This is a genomic window from Pseudomonas sp. GM50 (assembly GCF_000282375.1).
GTDB lineage: Bacteria > Pseudomonadota > Gammaproteobacteria > Pseudomonadales > Pseudomonadaceae > Aquipseudomonas.
Genome location: NZ_AKJK01000137.1, coordinates 23,161 through 41,220 on the forward strand (window position 1 = coordinate 23,161; position 18,060 = coordinate 41,220).

General features: G+C 59.9%; 15 protein-coding genes. 4 read left to right on the plus strand and 11 right to left on the minus strand.

Annotated elements, in window-relative coordinates; translation table 11 throughout:
• Positions 1-34: 34 nt before the first annotated feature.
• From guaA to PMI30_RS02020, 4 genes are all read right to left on the minus strand, one after another.
• On the minus strand, positions 35-1,612 hold the full coding sequence (gene guaA, locus PMI30_RS02035; protein WP_008014690.1) for a glutamine-hydrolyzing GMP synthase: 1,578 nt from the start codon (positions 1,610-1,612) through the stop codon (positions 35-37).
• A gap of 93 nt (positions 1,613-1,705) precedes the next feature.
• Positions 1,706-3,175: an IMP dehydrogenase gene (guaB, locus tag PMI30_RS02030; RefSeq protein ID WP_007903618.1), complete on the minus strand. Its 1,470-nt coding sequence runs from the start codon at positions 3,173-3,175 to the stop codon at positions 1,706-1,708.
• Positions 3,176-3,406: 231 nt separating this feature from the next.
• On the minus strand, positions 3,407-3,955 hold the full coding sequence (locus PMI30_RS02025; RefSeq protein ID WP_007903617.1) for a hypothetical protein: 549 nt from the start codon (positions 3,953-3,955) through the stop codon (positions 3,407-3,409).
• Positions 3,956-4,129: 174 nt separating this feature from the next.
• Entirely contained in the window at positions 4,130-4,897 is a 768-nt protein-coding gene (locus PMI30_RS02020) for a sulfite exporter TauE/SafE family protein (RefSeq protein ID WP_008014693.1), read from the minus strand.
• Positions 4,898-4,997: 100 nt separating this feature from the next.
• Here PMI30_RS02020 and PMI30_RS02015 point away from each other — a divergent pair, with 100 nt between their 5' ends.
• From PMI30_RS02015 to PMI30_RS02005, 3 genes are all read left to right on the plus strand, one after another.
• Complete coding sequence (locus PMI30_RS02015) at positions 4,998-5,894, plus strand: LysR family transcriptional regulator (RefSeq protein WP_008014695.1); 897 nt, start codon at positions 4,998-5,000, stop codon at positions 5,892-5,894.
• A gap of 138 nt (positions 5,895-6,032) precedes the next feature.
• A complete protein-coding gene (gene xseA, locus PMI30_RS02010) occupies positions 6,033-7,412 on the plus strand; it encodes an exodeoxyribonuclease VII large subunit (protein ID WP_032836294.1) in 1,380 nt (459 codons plus the stop codon).
• A 3-nt stretch (positions 7,413-7,415) separates the two neighbouring features.
• On the plus strand, positions 7,416-8,237 hold the full coding sequence (locus PMI30_RS02005) for a peptidoglycan DD-metalloendopeptidase family protein (protein ID WP_008014699.1): 822 nt from the start codon (positions 7,416-7,418) through the stop codon (positions 8,235-8,237).
• A 118-nt stretch (positions 8,238-8,355) separates the two neighbouring features.
• Here the strand turns inward: PMI30_RS02005 and PMI30_RS02000 are convergent, their stop codons facing one another.
• Entirely contained in the window at positions 8,356-8,712 is a 357-nt protein-coding gene (locus PMI30_RS02000; protein ID WP_008014701.1) for a hypothetical protein, read from the minus strand.
• 396 nt (positions 8,713-9,108) lie between these two features.
• Here PMI30_RS02000 and leuA point away from each other — a divergent pair, with 396 nt between their 5' ends.
• On the plus strand, positions 9,109-10,788 hold the full coding sequence (gene leuA, locus PMI30_RS01995; protein WP_008014703.1) for a 2-isopropylmalate synthase: 1,680 nt from the start codon (positions 9,109-9,111) through the stop codon (positions 10,786-10,788).
• A gap of 205 nt (positions 10,789-10,993) precedes the next feature.
• On the opposite strand, the gene PMI30_RS01990 is transcribed toward leuA, so the two are convergent.
• From PMI30_RS01990 to hisS, 6 genes are all read right to left on the minus strand, one after another.
• On the minus strand, positions 10,994-11,785 hold the full coding sequence (locus PMI30_RS01990) for an amidohydrolase (protein WP_008014704.1): 792 nt from the start codon (positions 11,783-11,785) through the stop codon (positions 10,994-10,996).
• Positions 11,773-12,921, minus strand: coding sequence for a pyridoxal phosphate-dependent aminotransferase (locus PMI30_RS01985; RefSeq protein WP_008014707.1), 1,149 nt, complete (start codon positions 12,919-12,921; stop codon positions 11,773-11,775). Before PMI30_RS01985 ends, PMI30_RS01990 begins: the two co-directional genes overlap by 13 nt.
• A 295-nt stretch (positions 12,922-13,216) precedes the next feature.
• On the minus strand, positions 13,217-14,686 hold the full coding sequence (gene der, locus PMI30_RS01980) for a ribosome biogenesis GTPase Der (protein WP_008014708.1): 1,470 nt from the start codon (positions 14,684-14,686) through the stop codon (positions 13,217-13,219).
• A 236-nt stretch (positions 14,687-14,922) separates the two neighbouring features.
• Entirely contained in the window at positions 14,923-16,074 is a 1,152-nt protein-coding gene (bamB, locus tag PMI30_RS01975; RefSeq protein WP_032836290.1) for an outer membrane protein assembly factor BamB, read from the minus strand.
• Positions 16,067-16,708: a tetratricopeptide repeat protein gene (locus PMI30_RS01970; RefSeq protein WP_008014712.1), complete on the minus strand. Its 642-nt coding sequence runs from the start codon at positions 16,706-16,708 to the stop codon at positions 16,067-16,069. The genes bamB and PMI30_RS01970 overlap by 8 nt, the downstream gene beginning before the upstream one ends.
• Positions 16,709-16,748: 40 nt before the next feature.
• The gene (gene hisS / locus PMI30_RS01965; RefSeq protein WP_008014713.1) at positions 16,749-18,038 is read right to left on the minus strand and encodes a histidine--tRNA ligase; all 1,290 of its coding nucleotides are present in this window, start codon (positions 18,036-18,038) and stop codon (positions 16,749-16,751) included.
• Positions 18,039-18,060 lie beyond the last annotated feature (22 nt).

The window sequence follows — 18,060 nt, forward strand, 5'->3', positions numbered from 1 at the left end:
CGTTTTGAGCCTGGTTTCACAGGCTCAAACACGATCATTCCCACTCAATGGTCGCTGGCGGCTTGCTCGACACGTCGTAAGTGACGCGGGAGATGCCTTCGATTTCATTGATGATCCGGCCGCTGACGGTTTCCAGCAGCTCGTAAGGCAGGTGCGCCCAACGCGCGGTCATGAAGTCGATGGTTTCCACGGCACGCAGGGCCACGACCCAGGCGTAACGACGGCCATCGCCAACCACGCCAACCGATTTCACCGGCTGGAACACCACGAATGCCTGGCTGACCTTGTGGTACCAGTCGGCTTTGCGCAGTTCTTCGATGAAGATGTGGTCGGCGCGACGCAGCAGGTCGGCGTATTCCTTCTTCACTTCACCCAGGATGCGAACGCCAAGGCCCGGGCCCGGGAACGGGTGACGGTAGACCATGTCGTACGGCAGGCCGAGTTCCAGGCCCAGACGACGGACTTCGTCCTTGAACAGTTCGCGCAGGGGTTCAACCAGCTTGAGGTTCATTTCTTCCGGCAGGCCGCCCACGTTGTGGTGCGACTTGATCACGTGGGCCTTGCCGCTTTTGGCGCCAGCCGACTCGATCACGTCCGGGTAAATGGTGCCTTGGGCGAGGTACTTGATGTTGTCCAGTTTGTTGGACTGGGCATCGAACACGTCGATGAAGGTACGGCCAATGATCTTGCGCTTCTTCTCTGGGTCGCTTTCGCCTGCCAGATTGTCGAGGAACTGGTCCTCAGCGTTGGCGCGAATCACCTTGACGCCCATGTTCTCGGCGAACATGGCCATCACTTGCTCGCCTTCGTGCAGGCGCAGCAGGCCGTTGTCGACGAAGACGCAGGTCAGCTGGTCGCCGATAGCCTTGTGCAGCAGCGCGGCAACCACCGAGGAGTCAACGCCGCCGGACAGGCCGAGCAATACGTTGTCGGTGCCAACCTGGGCGCGGACCTGGGCGATAGCGTCTTCAGCGATCTTCGAAGGTGTCCACAGGGCTTCGCAGCCGCAGATGTCGAGGATGAAGCGCGAGAGGATGCGACCGCCCTGCTTGGTGTGGGTCACTTCCGGGTGGAACTGCACGCCGTAGTAGCCGCGAGCATCGTTGAACATGCCGGCAATCGGGCAGCTCGGGGTGCTGGCCAGGATGTGGAAGTCTTCCGGCATCTTGGTGACCTTGTCACCGTGGCTCATCCACACGTCGAGACCGAACAGGCCATCGGCGTCGATATGGTCTTCGATGCCATCGAGCAGACGGCTCCTGCCGACCACGTCAACGCGGGCATAACCGAACTCACGCAGCTCGGAACCTTCGACCTTGCCACCCAGCTGTTCAGCCATGGTTTGCATGCCGTAGCAGATACCGAAGACCGGTACGCCCAGGTCAAACACCGCTTGCGGGCAGCGCGGGCTGTCGGCTACGTGCACGGACTCGGGGCCGCCGGCGAGAATGACGCCTTTTGGAGCGAATTCGCGAATCGCTTCGTCGTCCATGTCGAACGGATGCAGTTCGCAGTACACGCCGATTTCACGCACGCGGCGAGCGATCAGCTGGGTGTACTGAGAACCGAAGTCGAGGATCAGGATGCGGTGAGCGTGAATGTCGAGGGCCATGTGGTCAGTCTCGTCTATGCAGTTCGGTGAAGAGAATCAGAAACAACTCGGGGCTGAAAACAGCCCCGGTTACTTAACTTATTGCTGGAAGCCTCAACCTACGCGGTAGTTTGGCGCTTCTTTGGTGATTTGCACATCGTGAACGTGGGACTCGGCCATGCCGGCGCCGGTGATCCGCACGAACTCAGGCTTGGTGCGCATTTCTTCGATATCGGCGCTACCGGTGTAGCCCATGGAAGAACGCAGGCCGCCCATCAGTTGATGGATGATGGCGCTCAGGGTGCCCTTGTACGGAACACGCCCTTCGATGCCTTCCGGAACCAGTTTCTCGGCGCCTGCCGAGGAGTCCTGGAAGTAACGGTCGGAGGAGCCTTGAGCCTGGGACATGGCGCCCAGCGAACCCATGCCACGGTAAGCCTTGTACGAACGGCCCTGGAACAGTTCGATCTCGCCCGGTGCTTCTTCAGTACCGGCGAACATCGAGCCCATCATCACGCAGGAGGCACCGGCAACGATGGCCTTGGACAGGTCACCGGAGAAACGGATGCCGCCGTCGGCGATCAACGGAACGCCAGTGCCTTCAAGGGCAGCGGCGACGTTGGCGATGGCACTGATTTGCGGGACGCCGACACCGGCAACGATACGGGTGGTGCAGATCGAGCCTGGGCCGATACCGACCTTGACTGCGTCAGCGCCGGCTTCGGCCAAGGCCTTGGCGGCAGCGCCGGTGGCGATGTTGCCGCCGATGACCTGCACTTCAGGGAAGTTCTGCTTGACCCAACGAACGCGGTCGATCACGCCTTTGGAGTGACCGTGAGCAGTGTCGACCACGACCACGTCAACACCCGCGTGGACCAGGGCAGCTACGCGGTCACCGGTGTCTTTACCGGTGCCGACCGCAGCGCCAACGCGCAGACGACCTTGATCGTCCTTGCTGGCCAGCGGGTAGGCCTTGGCTTTTTCGATGTCGTTGACGGTCATCATGCCTTTGAGGGCGAATTTGTCGTCGACGATCAGTACGCGTTCGATACGGTGCTTGTGCAACAGCTCACGGACGTCGTTCTTGTCGGCGCCTTCCTTGACCGTGACCAGACGCTCTTTAGGCGTCATCACTTCACGGACACTGACGTCCAGACGGTTTTCGAAACGCACGTCACGGGAAGTGACGATGCCGACCAGGTCGCCATCGTGCAGTACCGGAACGCCGGAGATGTTGTGCAGGCGAGTCAGTTCGAACAGTTCACGAACCGTGGCGTCAGCCTCGATGGTGATCGGGTCCTTGACCACGCCGGCCTCGTACCGCTTGACCTTACGCACTTCGGCAGCTTGCTGCTCGATGGTCATGTTCTTGTGGATGATGCCGATGCCACCTTCCTGAGCCATGGCAATTGCCAAGCGGGCTTCAGTAACGGTGTCCATGGCAGCAGAAACCAGTGGAATATTCAGCTCGATGCCACGGGTAAGGCGGGTCTTGAGACTGACTTCGTTAGGAAGAACCTCGGAATAACCGGGCACTAAAAGAATGTCGTCGAAGGTCAGAGCTTCTTGGCTGATACGCAGCATCGCGGGGGCTCCCGAGCGGGAAAATGGAAGCGCGCCATTATAGTCAGACACCCCCTCGGGTTCAATGTAAAACTCTGTCTATTATCGACGCGGTGATCGACGGAGGTTTTGGCACACAAATCCCGTAGGAGCGAGGCTTGCCCGCGAAGGCATCGACTCGGTGTATCTGATGTACCGCAGCGACGCCTTCGCGGGCAAGCCTCGCTCCTACAGTACGGGACTGGCGCAGGTTTAAAGTTCGACCTTGACCCAACTCACAGGCTGATCCAGCCAATCGGCGAATTCGTCGATGAAGCTTTGCTTGAACCCGGCCTCGAGCCAGTTGTTGAAGATGAAACCCAGGTTGGAAAAGCCGCATTCCTGCAAGAACAGAAACCCGTTGATGTCATCTTCATGCCCGCACTCAGGGCACGTGAAGTTATCGGTGCGCCCCGGCATCCAGTCTTCCAGGCTTTCGAACAATGCTTCGCCGACTTCCTTGCGGCACTCGGCGCAACCGGCTTCTTCGAGAAACCCCTTGGCCGGTGTATAGATGCAGCGCTTGGTGATGATTTCCAGACCATTGACCGGCTCGCCGAACGGCAGCGCGTCAGGGTGCAGGACCACGGCGCGGGCGCCGTCGGCGATGGCGTGGGCCATGCGATTGCCGGTGCGGCCACAGGTGGTCAGTTCTTCTTTGATGATGTTCTTGCGCACCAGCCAACGCACGACCGCCCGGGCCCGGGGTTCGTGTACCGGCAGGGTGGAGATTTTCGGGACGATGATGCTTTGCGAGTTCATGGTGCAAGCCTACTGCGTCAAATGGATATTTCTGCGGCGTGTCGGATGACGCCTTCGCGGGCAAGCCTCGCTCCTACAGGGAAATTTATGGAACGACACCAATCCCTTGTAGGAGCGAGGCTTGCCCGCGAAGGCGCCAGGGCGGCCGGCAGCTTAATCCCTGACGAAATCCGGTCAAGTACTCAAATAACGCCCGATCAAGGCAATCCCGCTGGCCAGCACCAGCCAGGTCACTAGCCGCACGAATGCCTCGCGGGACAATTTCATGGTCAATCGCCGACCGATCCACAACCCCAGCGCCATCGCCGGCAACAAACACAGCGCCAATACCAACAAGGGTAGCTCGGCATACACACCGGCGACGGCAAACAGGCTCAAACGCACCACGGTGCTGCAACTGATCAACGCACTCTGGGTCGCCCGGGCCGCGTCCTTGGGCAACCGACTGTTCAAATAGATGGCATATAAGAAGCCGCCACTGCCAAACAACGCCCCGAACATCCCGCCCACCGTGCCCATCGGCACCGCCCACCCGGCGGACAATTGCGCGGGGCGGGTTTTAATCCACAGGCTGTAAACCGCATAGGCGCTGATAAACAGCCCCATCAACAGCAGCAAAACATCGGATTTCAGGTTCAGCAGAAAAATCACCCCCAACGTACAGCCCACCGCCATGCAGGGCAGCAGTCGCAACAATTCGGGCCTCGCCACATCCCGTCGCGAGGGCAGCAAATTGCCGAACGCCGCGACGAAATCCAGCAGCACCAACAACGGCACGATTTTCGACAGTGGCATGAACAGGATCAGAATCGGCCCCGCCACCAGCGCAGTACCAAAACCAGCGATGCCGAACACGATGTAGGCCAAGGCAACGCCCAACCCGATCACCAGCCAATCCACCGCACCCCACGGCCATTGGTTTAACAACTCCAGCACATTCATCGACACGGTTTCCTTTTATTCCTGCGATGACTTTAGCCAGCGCCCAGCGTTGCGACTAATATCTTCCACATCGACTAGCCATCTCGAAAAGGCATACCTCGTGCTTTCAATCCGCCAATTGCGTTACTTCGTGGAAATCGCCGAGAGCGGCAGCTTCAGCGCTGCAGCCGAGCGACTGTTTATTGCTCAATCCGCCTTGAGCCGGCAGATCAAGGACATGGAAACCCGGCTGCAAACGCCGCTGTTCGAACGCACCGCGCGCCAACCCCGACTGACGGCGGCGGGTGAGGCCTTTTTGCCTCGGGCGAGAAACCTGCTGAACGAACTGACCAAGGCCAGCGAGATGGCCACTCAGGTGGGCACCGGTCAACTGGGCGTGTTGCGCCTGAGTCACTCCAGTACTGTGCCCATGAGCGGTCGGCTGTTGCGAGGTATCAGCGAATATCTGGATCGGCACGCCGGTGTGTCCATGGACATCGTCAAACTGTCCTCCGAGGCGCAACTGGAAGAATTGGCCGAGGGTCGCCTCGATGTGGGCCTGTTGCGCCTGCCGGTGCTGCGTCAGCGTGAAGGGGTGCAGATTGTTCCGCTGTACAGCGAGCGCCTGTTGCTGGCGGTGCCGCCGAATCATCGATTGGCTGTGGATAAGTCCGCGCAAGGCATCGATCTGGCGCAGTTGAAGGGTGAAGCGTTTATTTCCATCCCTCATCCACAGCGCGGCGGCCTGAGCTATTTGTCCGCCGAGTTGTGCATGCGCCAGGGGTTCTTTCCCCAGGCGGCTCGGGTGGTGTCGCGCAAAACCACGCAACTGCAATTGATCCAGGCCGGGTTCGGCATCGCGCTGTTACCGGAGTCGATGCAAGACATCGCGCCGCCCGATATCCACTTCCTCCCCTTGGCCGACCCGGATTGCCACAGCACCGTCGCCCTCGCCTGCCGGCACCACCCCACGGCATTGGTCCAGCAATTTGTCGAACACTTCACCCGATCGGCGTAGGAGCTGCCGAAGGCTGCGATCTTTTGATCCTCAACAATTTCAGCCTCGCCGAAAATCAAGATCAAAAGATCGCAGCCTGCGCCAGCTCCTACAGGGGGATCGTGCATTGCGCAGGAGATTGCCTTTATCATGCGCCCCATGATTAAAGATCCCTTTGCAAGACTCGGCCTGGACCGGGAAGTCCTGACTGTCAGCCAGCTCAACGGCCGCGCGCGGGTGTTGCTCGAAGACGTGTTCAGCAACATCTGGGTCGAAGGCGAAATCTCCAACCTCGCCCGCCCGGCGTCCGGCCATGTGTATTTCACCCTCAAGGACAGCGGCGCCCAGGTGCGTTGCGCGCTGTTCCGGCAGAACGCCGCTCGGGTTCGCCAGGTGTTGAAGGACGGCTTGGCGGTCAAGGTTCGCGGCAAGGTTTCGCTGTTTGAAGGTCGTGGCGATTACCAACTGATCCTCGACACCGTGGAGCCGGCCGGTGATGGCGCCCTGCGCCTGGCCTTCGATGCCTTGAAGGAAAAGCTCAGCGCCGAAGGCCTGTTCAGTGCCGAGCGCAAAGTGCCGCTACCGGCGCACCCGCAACGCATCGGCATCATCAGCTCACCCACCGGCGCGGTGATCCGCGACATCATCAGTGTGTTCCGCCGCCGCGCGCCGCAGATCCAACTGACGCTGATCCCCACCGCCGTGCAAGGTCGCGAAGCCACCGCGCAGATTGTCCGTGCGCTGAAACTGGCGGACGCCCGCGGTTTCGACGCATTGATCCTGGCCCGTGGTGGCGGCTCGCTGGAAGACCTCTGGTGTTTCAACGAAGAAGCCGTGGCCCGCGCCGTGGATGCCTGCGTGACGCCGATTGTCAGCGCTGTCGGCCACGAAACCGACGTATCGATCAGTGACTTCGTCGCCGACGTCCGCGCCCCCACGCCTTCCGCCGCCGCCGAACTGCTCGCGCCGGATTCCAGTGACCTGGTGCGTCGGGTCGAAAGCCTGCACCGGCGCCTGGTGATGCGCATGCGCGACCGCCTGATGCGTGATCGGCTGCGCCTGGAAGGTATTTCACGCCGACTGCGCCATCCCGGTGAACGACTGCGTCAGCAAGCACAACGTCTGGATGATCTGGACATGCGCATGCGCCGCGCCTTCGAACGCAGCCTCAATACCCGTCGCGAACGTTTGATCCGCCTGGAAACCCGCCTCGCCGGGCAACATCCCGGGCGGCAATTGGCGATGCTTCGTCAGCGCCTCGACAGCCTCGCCGAACGCCTGCCCCGGGCCATGCGTGAAGGGCTTAAATCCCGCCGCCTGCAACTGCAAAGTCAGATGCAGACGCTGCACGTGGTCAGCCCGCTGGCGACCCTCGCGCGTGGTTACAGCATTCTGCTGGACGAGCGCGGCAATGCGATTCGCAGCGCCGCGCAAACCCATACCGGCCAGCGCCTGAAAGCCAGACTGGGCGAAGGCGAACTGCAAGTGCGGGTCGAAGACAATCACCTGACGCCTGTCACCCTTTCTTTACTGGATTGATCCATGCCGCGTTTTCTAGCTCCGCTGCTGTTGCTGTGCCTGACCTTCAACGCCCACGCCGACAGTTACATCACCCGCCTGTTGAACAAACCGGTGCCGGGGGGCGTGGCAGTGGTGGATTTGGGCAGCTCCGCCCAGGCACCCAAAGCCAGCTATCAGGGGAGACCGGTATTGGTGGTCAAAGAACAGAACAACTGGCTGGCCATCGTCGGCGTGCCGCTGACGGTCAAACCGGGTAGCCAGTCGCTTAGCAGCGGCGGCCGCAATCTGAGCTTCACCGTCGGCAGCAAGAAATACCCGGAACAGCACATCACCCTGAAGAATACCCAGCAGGTCAATCCGAACCCGGAGAACCTCAAGCGCATCGAGGGTGAGCTGGCGGAACAGATCCAGGCCTACCGCAGCTTCAGCCCGAACACCCCGAGCAATCTGCTGCTGGACAAACCGGTCAACGGGCCGCTGTCGAGCAAGTTCGGCGTGCGCCGCTTTTTCAATGGAGAAGAACGCAACCCCCATGCGGGCCTCGACTTTGCGGTGCCCGCCGGCACGCCGATCAAGACCCCGGCCGCCGGCAAGGTGATCCTGATCGGTAACTACTTCTTCAACGGCAATACGGTGTTCGTCGACCACGGCCAGGGCTTTATCAGCATGTTCTGCCACATGTCGAAGATCGATGTGAAAGTTGGGCAGCAATTGGCGCGAGGTGGCGTGGTCGGCAAAGTCGGCTCCACGGGGCGCGCGACCGGGCCGCATATGCACTGGAACATCAGCCTGAATGATGCGCGGGTGGATCCGGCGATTTTTATTGGGGCGTTTCAGCCTTAAATAGTTGTTGAGGCTACCGGCCTCTTCGCGGGCAAGCCTCGCTCCTACGGATTGGGGATGACCGCAACTAATCTGTAGGAGCGAGGCTTGCCCGCGAAGACGGCCTCATTGGCGTCGCTTATTCCGCCTCAAGGTCCTCAATTCCGTGGACCTCCCTGTGCGCCAGACGCTCTTTGATCCAGGTCTGGGTTTCCTCCGAGAAACCCGCCAACTCTTCAGATGTGATCAGCTCATGGGTACACAGCCCCAGCAAATGAGCAGGCGCTTCATTGCGTGAGTGACCGAAAACGCCAAACGCCCAATACAGCTCCTGCTGACCGGCCTTCAACCTTTCTTCACTGGCTTCAATACGCTCATAAGGCGCCAGGCTTTTATCCAGCACCGTACGCTCGACCTCCTCCATGATCCGGGTACACATCCGCTCATGGGCTACTGGGCGCAGCGTGCTATAGAGCTTCCAATCCGACTCGTTCATCGCCAACTCCTGCTTCCTGGTCGTCAGGTTGAGGCTTTAAGAATAGCTGCGTCGACCGAACTGCAATCGCCAACCTTCAATTGCGCATCGCTCAAACCTCGCGCAAACATCAATACAATCTCTGCCATTCACCGCAACAAAATCTCAATAAATACGACTTTTCGAGTATTCCTCTCAATTTTTTTCGACTGCTTGCCATCCTTCATCCCCGCGGTTAGGGTTGAAGGCATGAAAACCTCTCACACCCTCATTCAGCTCCGCCAGCACCGCAGCCTGTGCCTCGTCAGTGCACGACTGCCAGGCTGAATCGCGGTACCTCGTCTTACGCTTTATCCCCAGAACATTTGATCCACCGGCAGGCCGCCTTTTTTCGGCCCACACAATAAGGATTTTCCGATGAGCATGCTCAAAGACCCGTCTTCGAAATACCGCGCGTTCCCGACCATCGACATCCCGGACCGCACCTGGCCGTCGAAGACCATCACCGCCGCGCCGATCTGGTGCAGCTCGGACCTTCGTGACGGCAACCAGTCGCTGATCGAGCCGATGGACGCGGTCAAGAAGCTGCGTTTCTGGAAAACCCTGGTGCAAGTCGGCGTGAAAGAAATCGAAGCCTCGTTCCCGGCCGCTTCGCAAACCGACTTCGACTTCGTGCGTACGCTGATCGAAGACGGCCACATCCCGGACGACACCACCATTCAGGTGCTGACCCAGGGCCGTGAAGACTTGATCGCACGTACCTTCGAATCCCTGCGCGGGGCCAAGAAAGCCATCGTTCACCTGTACAACGCGACCTCCCCTTCCTTCCGCCGCATTGTCTTCAATCAAGACAAGGACGGGATCAAGGCCATCGCCGTGAACGCCGCCAAGCTGTTCGTCAAATACGCAGCCCAGCAGCCGGAAACCGAGTGGACCTTCGAGTACTCGCCAGAAACCTTCAGCGCTACCGAACTCGAGTTCGCCAAGGAAGTCTGCGACGCGGTGATCGAAGTGTGGAACCCGACGCCTGAGCACAAGGTGATCCTCAACCTGCCTGCCACCGTCGAATGCGCCACCCCGAACATCTATGCCGACCAGATCGAATGGTTCGGCCGTCACATCAACCGTCGTGACAGCGTGATCATCAGCCTGCACACCCACAACGACCGTGGTACTGGCGTAGCCGCCACCGAGCTGGGCCTGATGGCCGGCGCCGACCGTGTCGAAGGCTGCCTGTTCGGCAACGGCGAGCGTACCGGTAACGTCGATCTGGTGACCGTGGCATTGAACCTCTACACCCAGGGCGTCGACCCTGAGCTGGACTTCTCTGACATCGATGGCGTGCGCAAAGTCGTCGAAGAGTGCAACCAGATTCCCGTGCACCCACGTCACCCGTATGTCGGCGACCTGGTTCACACCGCGTTCTCCGGCTCACACCAGGATGCCATCCGCAAAGGCTTCGCCCAGCAGCAACCGGACGCCCTGTGGGAAGTGCCGTACTTGCCGATCGACCCGGCCGACATCGGCCGCAGCTACGAGGCGGTGATTCGCGTCAACAGCCAGTCGGGCAAGGGCGGTATCGCTTACCTGCTGGAACAGGAATACGGCATCAACTTGCCGCGCCGCATGCAGATCGAGTTCAGCCAGGTCGTGCAGCGTGAAACCGATCGCCTGGGCCTTGAGATGACGGCCCAGCAGATCCACGCGCTGCTGCACAGCGAATACTTGCAGGCCAACACTCCGTACGCACTGGTCAGCCATCGCTTGCAGGAAGAAAACGGTCACAGCGCCGTGGAAGTGGAAGTTTCCAGCAAAGGTCAGGGCGAAACCAACCTGCACTGGCGTGGCAAGGGCAACGGCGCTCTGGAAGCACTGGTGGCTGGTCTGCCGATCCCGGTGGAAATCATGGACTACAACGAACACGCCATCGGCGCGGGCACCAATGCCAAAGCGGCGGCTTACATTGAACTGCGCGTAAACGGTGAGCGTGCGGTGCACGGCGTCGGCATCGATGAAAACATCACCACCGCCAGCTTCAAGGCCCTGTTCAGCGCGCTGAACCGCTCCCTGAGCCAGCCGGAAGCGAAAGCGGCGTAAGTCAGTGCTGCAATGCAAAAGGCCCCGGGGTGAGAACCTCGGGGCTTTTTTGTTTACTTGGAATTTTTGTGTTGCCTGTTCTGGCCTCTTCGCGAGCAAGCCCGCTCCCACAGTGGATTTTTGGTGTACACAAAATCTGTGTTCACACCGATCAAGTGTGGGAGCGGGCTTGCTCGCGAAGACGGACGGTCAGGCAGCGAAAGTCTCAGGTGAACTCGAAGGTATCCGCATCCAGATTCGCCGGAAACCGCGCGCGATAAGCCGCCAGCTCCGCCGCGTCCAGAACGACCTTGAATACCCCATCGGCATCGCCTGCGCTGAGCAACGTCTCACCCTGGAAATCCAGCACCTGACTGTCACCGGTATACGCAAAGCCTTTGCCATCGGTACCGATGCGGTTCACCGCCGCCACATAGCAGAGGTTTTCGATCCCCCGTGCCGGTAGCAAACGGTTCCAGTGCTGGCGCCTGGCGCCCGGCCAATTGGCGGTGTACAGCAACAAGTCGGTGTCTTGAGGATCGCGGCTCCAGACCGGAAAACGCAAGTCGTAGCAAATCAACGGCCGCACTCGCCAGCCCTTCAATTCGAACTGCACCTGCCGCTCGCCCGGGGTGAAATGGTTGTGCTCGCCCGCCATGCGGAACAGGTGACGCTTGTCGTAATGCCACACCTCTCCGTCCGGCCGCGCCCACAACAGACGATTGCGATGACTGCCGTCAGCCACCTGGACGATGATGCTGCCGGTGATCACCGCATCCAGTTTCGCCGCCTGAACCCGCAGCCATTTACTGGTGGGGCCATTTTCCGGCTCGGCGAGGGTTTCCGACTCCATGGAGAAACCGGTGGTGAACATCTCCGGCAGGATGATCAGGTCAGCGCCGCGAGCCTGTTCCAGCAAGGGCTCGAAATGCTCCAGATTGGCCTGACGATCATGCCAGGCCAGGGTGGTCTGGATCAGCGCAACATTCAGATTGGGCAGAGCACTCAGATCACGCATAGTTTTGCCGCTGCTTCACGCAGGGTCTCCTCGCGTTTGGCAAAGCACAGACGCACCAGGCGCTGGCCTTCGGGTGGCGTCTGGTAGAACACCGAGATCGGAATGCTCGCGACGCCATGTTCGCGGGTCATCCACAGTGCCATCTCTACATCATTGAGGTCCGGGCGAATCTGCGAGTAATCGACCAGCTGGAAATAAGTACCGGCCACGCGGGTGAAACTGAAGCGCGACGGCGACAGCAGATCGCAGAACAGATCGCGCTTGGCCTGATAGAAGTCCGGCAACTCTTCGACGTGCTCCGGGTGCTCGGCCATGTAATCGGCCAACGCGTATTGCAACGGCGTCACGCCGCAGAAACTGACGTATTGGTGAACCTTGCGCAGTTCCGCGGTGAGGGCCGGAGGTGCCACGACATAACCGGTTTTCCAGCCGGTGACGTGGTAGGTCTTGCCGAACGAGCTGACCACGAATGCGCGCTGATAGAGCTCTTCGTGGGCCAATACGCTGACGTGAGGCACACCGTCGAATACCAGGTGTTCGTAGACTTCGTCGCTGATCACATAGATATCGCGGTCGCGAATCAACACCGCCAGTTGATCCAGCTCGGCACGACTGATCAGCGCGCCGCTGGGGTTGTGCGGGGTATTGAGGATAATCATCCGCGTGCGCGGCGTAATGGCTTCAGCGAGCTTCTGGAAGTCGATGGCGAAGTCATTCAGGCCCAACTGCACATGGACGCAGCGACCACCGGCCAGCTCAACCGAGGGTTCATAACTGTCGTAGGCCGGATCGAACACGATGACTTCGTCACCGCTGTGGATCACCGCCTGAATGGCGCAAAAGATCGCCTGAGTCGCGCCGGGGGTGACCGTCACTTCGCTGTCGGCATCGACATGGGCGCCATAGCTGCGAGCGATCTTCGCCGCAATCTGCTGACGCAACACCGGCAGGCCAGTCATCGGCGAGTACTGGTTGTGGCCACTGGCGATATGCCGGCCGACTGCATCGCGCAGGGCCTGCGGGCCGTCGAAATCGGGAAACCCCTGAGACAGATTGATCGCCCCGGTTTGCGCCGCGAGCTGAGACATCTGCGTGAAGATAGTGATGCCGACATTCGGCAGCTTGCTGGTGATCATCGGTGATTCCCTGGCTCTGCACCCGGCTCTACGACGGCACGGGAGAGCTCGAGAATAGCCCAAACGACGCCCATAAAAAAAGGGCGCCAACCGGCGCCCTTCTTCTAAAACATTCACCGCAATACCTGTGGCGAGCGGGCTTGCCCGCGTTGGGTCGCGAAGCGGCCCCAAAACCTGCAACCGCATGTTTTCAGGTACACCGCATACACAGGTTTTACGACGGCTTCGCCGCCGAACGGGGGCTAGCCCCCTCGCCACAAATGCGCCCACACCAGCGGCATGGGCAAGCCGTGAATCAACGCTTGTCGCGGCGTTTTTTGTCGGCTTTCTTGTGGTGCGACATCATCCGACGCTTCTTGTTGACCTGGCGGTCGGTGAGCGAGTTCTTGTTACCTTCGTACGGGTTCTCGCCGCCCTTGAACTCGATACGGATCGGCGTACCGACCAGCTTCAGGACACGGCGATAAGTGTTTTCCAGGTAACGCACGTAAGACTTCGGCACCTTCTCGATCTGGTTACCGTGAATCACGATGATCGGCGGGTTCGCACCACCCAAGTGGGCGTAACGCAGCTTGATCCGACGGTTGTTGACCATCGGTGGCGCGTGCTCGCCAACCGCATCTTCCAGAATCTGGGTCAGGCGGTTGGTCGGCCAGCGGGTGACCGCGGACTTGAACGAGTTCTGTACCGACGCGTAGAGGTTGCCTACGCCAGTGCCGTGCAGGGCCGAGATGAAGTGGATGTCGGCGAAGTCGACGAAGAACAGACGACGTTGCAGCTCGACCTTCACGAAGTCGCGCTCGCTCGGCGTCATGCCGTCCCACTTGTTGATCGCGATAACCAGCGCACGACCGGCTTCAAGGGCAAAGCCCAGCAGGTTGAGGTCGTGGTCCACCACGCCTTCGCGGGCGTCCATCACGAAGATCACCACGTTGGCGTCTTTGATCGCTTGCAGGGTTTTGACCACGGAGAACTTTTCGACTTCTTCGTGGATCTTGCCGCGCTTGCGCACACCGGCGGTGTCGATCAGCGTGTACTTCTCGTCGTTACGTTCAAACGGGATGTAGATACTGTCGCGGGTGGTGCCGGGCTGGTCATAAACGATAACCCGGTCTTCACCGAGCATGCGGTTGACCAGGGTCGACTTGCCGACGTTCGGACGACCGATGATGGCGATCTTGATACCGTCTTTTTCGCTTGGGCCAGGAATGCGCTTGGCTTCCTCACCTTCGGCAACGATCTCTTCTTCGCCATCTTCCGGCTCTTCGTCGTCTTTGGGGAAGTCGCTCAGGGCGATTTCCAGCATCTGGGTGATGCCACGACCATGAGCACCGGCGATCGGGATCGCGTGGCCCATGCCCAATGGGGCGAATTCAGCGCGGGCCATTTCAGGGTCGATGTTGTCGACCTTGTTGGCGACCACGTAGGAACGCTTGTTACGCTTGCGCAAGTGCTCGGCGATCATCTGGTCGGCCGCGGTGAAACCGGCCTTGGCATCTACCAGGAACAGAACGACATCTGCTTCTTCAATGGCCAGCAGCGACTGCTCGGCCATTTTTTCGTCCATACCGTGCTCGTCACCGGAGATACCGCCGGTGTCGACCAGAATGTAGGAACGCCCTTGCCACTTGGCCTCACCGTACTGGCGATCACGGGTCAGACCGGACAAGTCGCCGACGATGGCGTCGCGAGTCCTGGTCAGGCGGTTGAACAAGGTGGACTTGCCGACGTTCGGTCGGCCCACCAGGGCGATTACGGGAACCATGCGGCTCTCCACTTCGTTATTTCAGAAAATACAAAAGCCGCTGCGAGGCAGCGGCTGGTGCTCGGGGCAATCACTGTGGGGCTTTTTGTGGGAGCGAGCCTGCTCGCGATAAACGCAAAGGCACCGCATTCATTCAGGCCGCAAACGTTATCGTTGACGTCCTTCGCGAGCAGGCTCGCTCCCACATTCATACCCACAGGTGAAGCCGCTTGGGGGTTAAAACCCAAGCATAGTTCTTACTTGATGGTCAGGGCTTCCAGTTTGCCGCTGTTGCCATACACATAAATCGTGTCACCCACCACCAGCGGACGGGCACGCAGGCCGTCGCTGTCGATACGCTCGCGGCCGACGAAACGACCGTCCACCTGACTCAGCAGGTGCAGGTAACCTTCCATATCACCGACTGCAACATAGCTGGAGAACACTTCTGGAGCCGACAGTTGGCGGCGAGCCAGCGAATCGTTGCTCCACAACGCAGTGGTAGAACGTTCGTCAACGCCTTCAACGGTGCCTGCAGACAGGCTCACGTAGACGCTGCCAAAACCCTGGGCAACGCCGGCATAGCTGGAAGCATCACGCTGCCAGAGCTGACGACCGCTTTCCAGATCCAGTGCCGCGACGCGACCCTGGTAGCTGGCGACATACAGTGTACCGCCGGACAGCAGCAAGCCACCGTCGATATCAACCACACGCTCCAGCTCCGAACGACCTTGTGGAATCGCTACGCGCTGTTCCCACACCGGCACGCCGTTGGAAACATCCAGAGCGACCACTTTACCAGTCGACAGGCCAGCCACCGCGAGGCGGTTGGTGACGATCGGTGCGCTGGTGCCGCGCAGGGTCAGAACCGCTGGCGTGCTGTCATACAACCAGCGCTGGTTGCCGGTGGCGGCATCCAGACCGATCAGACGGTCATCCTGGGTCTGAACCACAACAACGTCACCGTTGGTGGCCGGCGGCGCGAGCACTTCACTGGTCACGCGAGCGCGCCATTTCTCTTCACCGCTGCTGGCGTCCAGGGCAACGATTTCGCCCTTGAGCGTGCCGATCATGACCAGACCGTAACCCACGCCAACGGCGCCGGAGACAGGCAGTTCGAGATCTTTCTTCCATTTGACGTCGCCATTGCTGCGATCCATCGCCATCACCACGCCGGTGACGTCGGCGGCATAGATGGTATCGCCATCGATCGCCGGAACCAGCATGTTGTAGGTTTCGCCCTGACCGTCACCGATCGAACGACTCCACTGCTTTTGCAGAACCACTTCTTCCTTGAAGTCGGTCAACTCGGCCGGTGGCAATTCTTTTTTGCTGTTGCTGCTGCAACCCGCGGCCAATATGGCCAGAGCCAGCAATGCTGCATGTTTCCAACGGATCACGTCACGCATCCCCTTTGGCCAGGTCGTCCAGCTTGATTTGTAGGCCACCGACCGCCGCTTCATCCGACAGTGCCGCCTTGGCTTTTTGATACGCCGTGTTCGCTTCGTCGGTACGACCCAACTGCACCAGCAGGTCGCCTTTGAGTTCTTCGCGAGTGGCCAGGAAAGCTTTGTCGGCATCGCCTTCGAGCAGTTTCAGGGCTTCATCGATCTTGCTCTGCGCGGCCAGCACCTGCGCCAGACGCTGACGGGCAATTTCGCCCAGTGCCGGGTTGGCCGGTTTGGCGACAATGGCTTTCAGCTCGCTGGCTGCGTCGTCCAGCTTGCCGCTGTCGACTGCAACTTTCGCCACGAACAGGCTGCCGTATTGCGCGTAAGCGGTGCCGCCGAACTCGCTGTTGAGCTTGCCGGCCAGGTCCGAAACACGTGCAGCATCAGGCTTGCCGTCAGGCGTCAGCGTGGTTTCGAGCAATTGCTGATAGAGAATCGAGGCGCCTTGCGACTGATTGCTCTGATACTTCTGAAAGGCCTGCCAGCCGAATACGATGACCAGCGCCAACAGGCCGCCAGTGACCAGGGGCTTGCCGTTGCGTGTCCACCAGTCCTTCAACTCCGCCAGATGTTCGTCTTCGGTACTCGACACCCCAATACTCCTTAATCGCTAAATCGGCTGTTTGACAGCTTCAACCCTGCACGACGCAGGTGGCCAGGTGTGCAGCAAGCGCATCCCAGGCAATGCTTTGTTGTTCGCCCTGGCCACGCAGGGGTTTGAAACCTACCACTTGCTGGGCCATTTCGTCGTCACCGAGGATCAATGCGTACAGCGCACCGCTCTTGTCGGCTTTCTTGAACTGGCTTTTGAAGCTGCCGGCGCCAGCATTGACTTGCAGGCGCAGGTTGGGCAATTGATCACGAACACGCTCGCTCAGGGTCAGACCGGCCAACTCGGCGGCTTCGCCGAAGGCGCAGAGGTAGACATCGACCTGACGGGAGATTTCTTCGGGAATCTGCTCCAGGGTTTCAAGCAGCAGCACCAGTCGCTCGATGCCCATGGCGAAGCCAACGCCCGTGGTCGGCTTGCCGCCCATCTGCTCCACCAGACCGTCGTAGCGACCACCGGCACACACAGTGCCTTGGGCGCCCAACTTGTCGGTGACCCATTCGAAAACGGTCTTGCTGTAGTAATCCAGCCCGCGAACCAGCTTCGGGTTGATCACATAAGGAATGCCGGCGGCGTCCAGACGAGCCTTGAGGCCCTCGAAGTGCACGCGGGATTCTTCGTCGAGGTAGTCGGCCATCTTTGGCGCGTCGGCCAACGCCGCTTGAGTGTCGGGATTCTTGGTATCCAGAACCCGCAGCGGGTTGGTCTTCAGACGGCGCTGGCTGTCTTCGTCCAGTTGATCCAGGCGAGCGGACAGGTATTCGACCAGTGCTTCACGATAACGACCACGGGACTCGCTGGTGCCCAGGCTGTTGAGTTCGAGCTTGACCGCATCGCGGATACCCAGCTCGCCCCACAGGCGCCAGGTCAGCACGATCAGCTCGGCGTCGATGTCCGGACCGTCGAGGTTGAAGACTTCGCAACCGATCTGGTGGAACTGGCGATAACGACCTTTCTGTGGACGTTCGTGACGGAACATCGGGCCGATGTACCAGAGTTTCTGCACCTGACCGCCGCCGGTGATGCCGTGCTCGAGCACCGCACGCACGCAGGCCGCTGTGCCTTCAGGGCGCAGGGTCAGGGAATCGCCATTGCGATCCTCGAAGGTGTACATCTCTTTTTCGACGATGTCGGTCACTTCACCGATGGAGCGTTTGAACAGCTCGGTGAACTCGACGATCGGCATGCGGATCTGCTTGTAACCGTAGTTATCCAGCAAACGCGAAACGGTGCCCTCGAAATGACGCCACAGGGGAGTCTGTTCGGGCAGGATGTCGTTCATGCCACGAATGGCTTGCAGAGACTTGCTCACTATAAATCCTTAAATTCGTTCG

Coding starts and splice junctions, on each gene's coding strand:
- der (WP_008014708.1), bottom strand. CDS start 14,686: ATGGTTCCCGTAATCGCCCTGGTGGGCCGACCGAACGTCGGCAAGTCC.
- guaB (WP_007903618.1), bottom strand. CDS start 3,175: ATGCTGCGTATCAGCCAAGAAGCTCTGACCTTCGACGACATTCTTTTA.
- PMI30_RS02005 (WP_008014699.1), top strand. CDS start 7,416: ATGCCGCGTTTTCTAGCTCCGCTGCTGTTGCTGTGCCTGACCTTCAAC.
- PMI30_RS02000 (WP_008014701.1), bottom strand. CDS start 8,712: ATGAACGAGTCGGATTGGAAGCTCTATAGCACGCTGCGCCCAGTAGCC.
- leuA (WP_008014703.1), top strand. CDS start 9,109: ATGAGCATGCTCAAAGACCCGTCTTCGAAATACCGCGCGTTCCCGACC.
- PMI30_RS01990 (WP_008014704.1), bottom strand. CDS start 11,785: ATGCGTGATCTGAGTGCTCTGCCCAATCTGAATGTTGCGCTGATCCAG.
- PMI30_RS02020 (WP_008014693.1), bottom strand. CDS start 4,897: ATGAATGTGCTGGAGTTGTTAAACCAATGGCCGTGGGGTGCGGTGGAT.
- PMI30_RS01985 (WP_008014707.1), bottom strand. CDS start 12,921: ATGATCACCAGCAAGCTGCCGAATGTCGGCATCACTATCTTCACGCAG.
- PMI30_RS02025 (WP_007903617.1), bottom strand. CDS start 3,955: ATGAACTCGCAAAGCATCATCGTCCCGAAAATCTCCACCCTGCCGGTA.
- guaA (WP_008014690.1), bottom strand. CDS start 1,612: ATGGCCCTCGACATTCACGCTCACCGCATCCTGATCCTCGACTTCGGT.
- bamB (WP_032836290.1), bottom strand. CDS start 16,074: ATGCGTGACGTGATCCGTTGGAAACATGCAGCATTGCTGGCTCTGGCC.
- xseA (WP_032836294.1), top strand. CDS start 6,033: ATGATTAAAGATCCCTTTGCAAGACTCGGCCTGGACCGGGAAGTCCTG.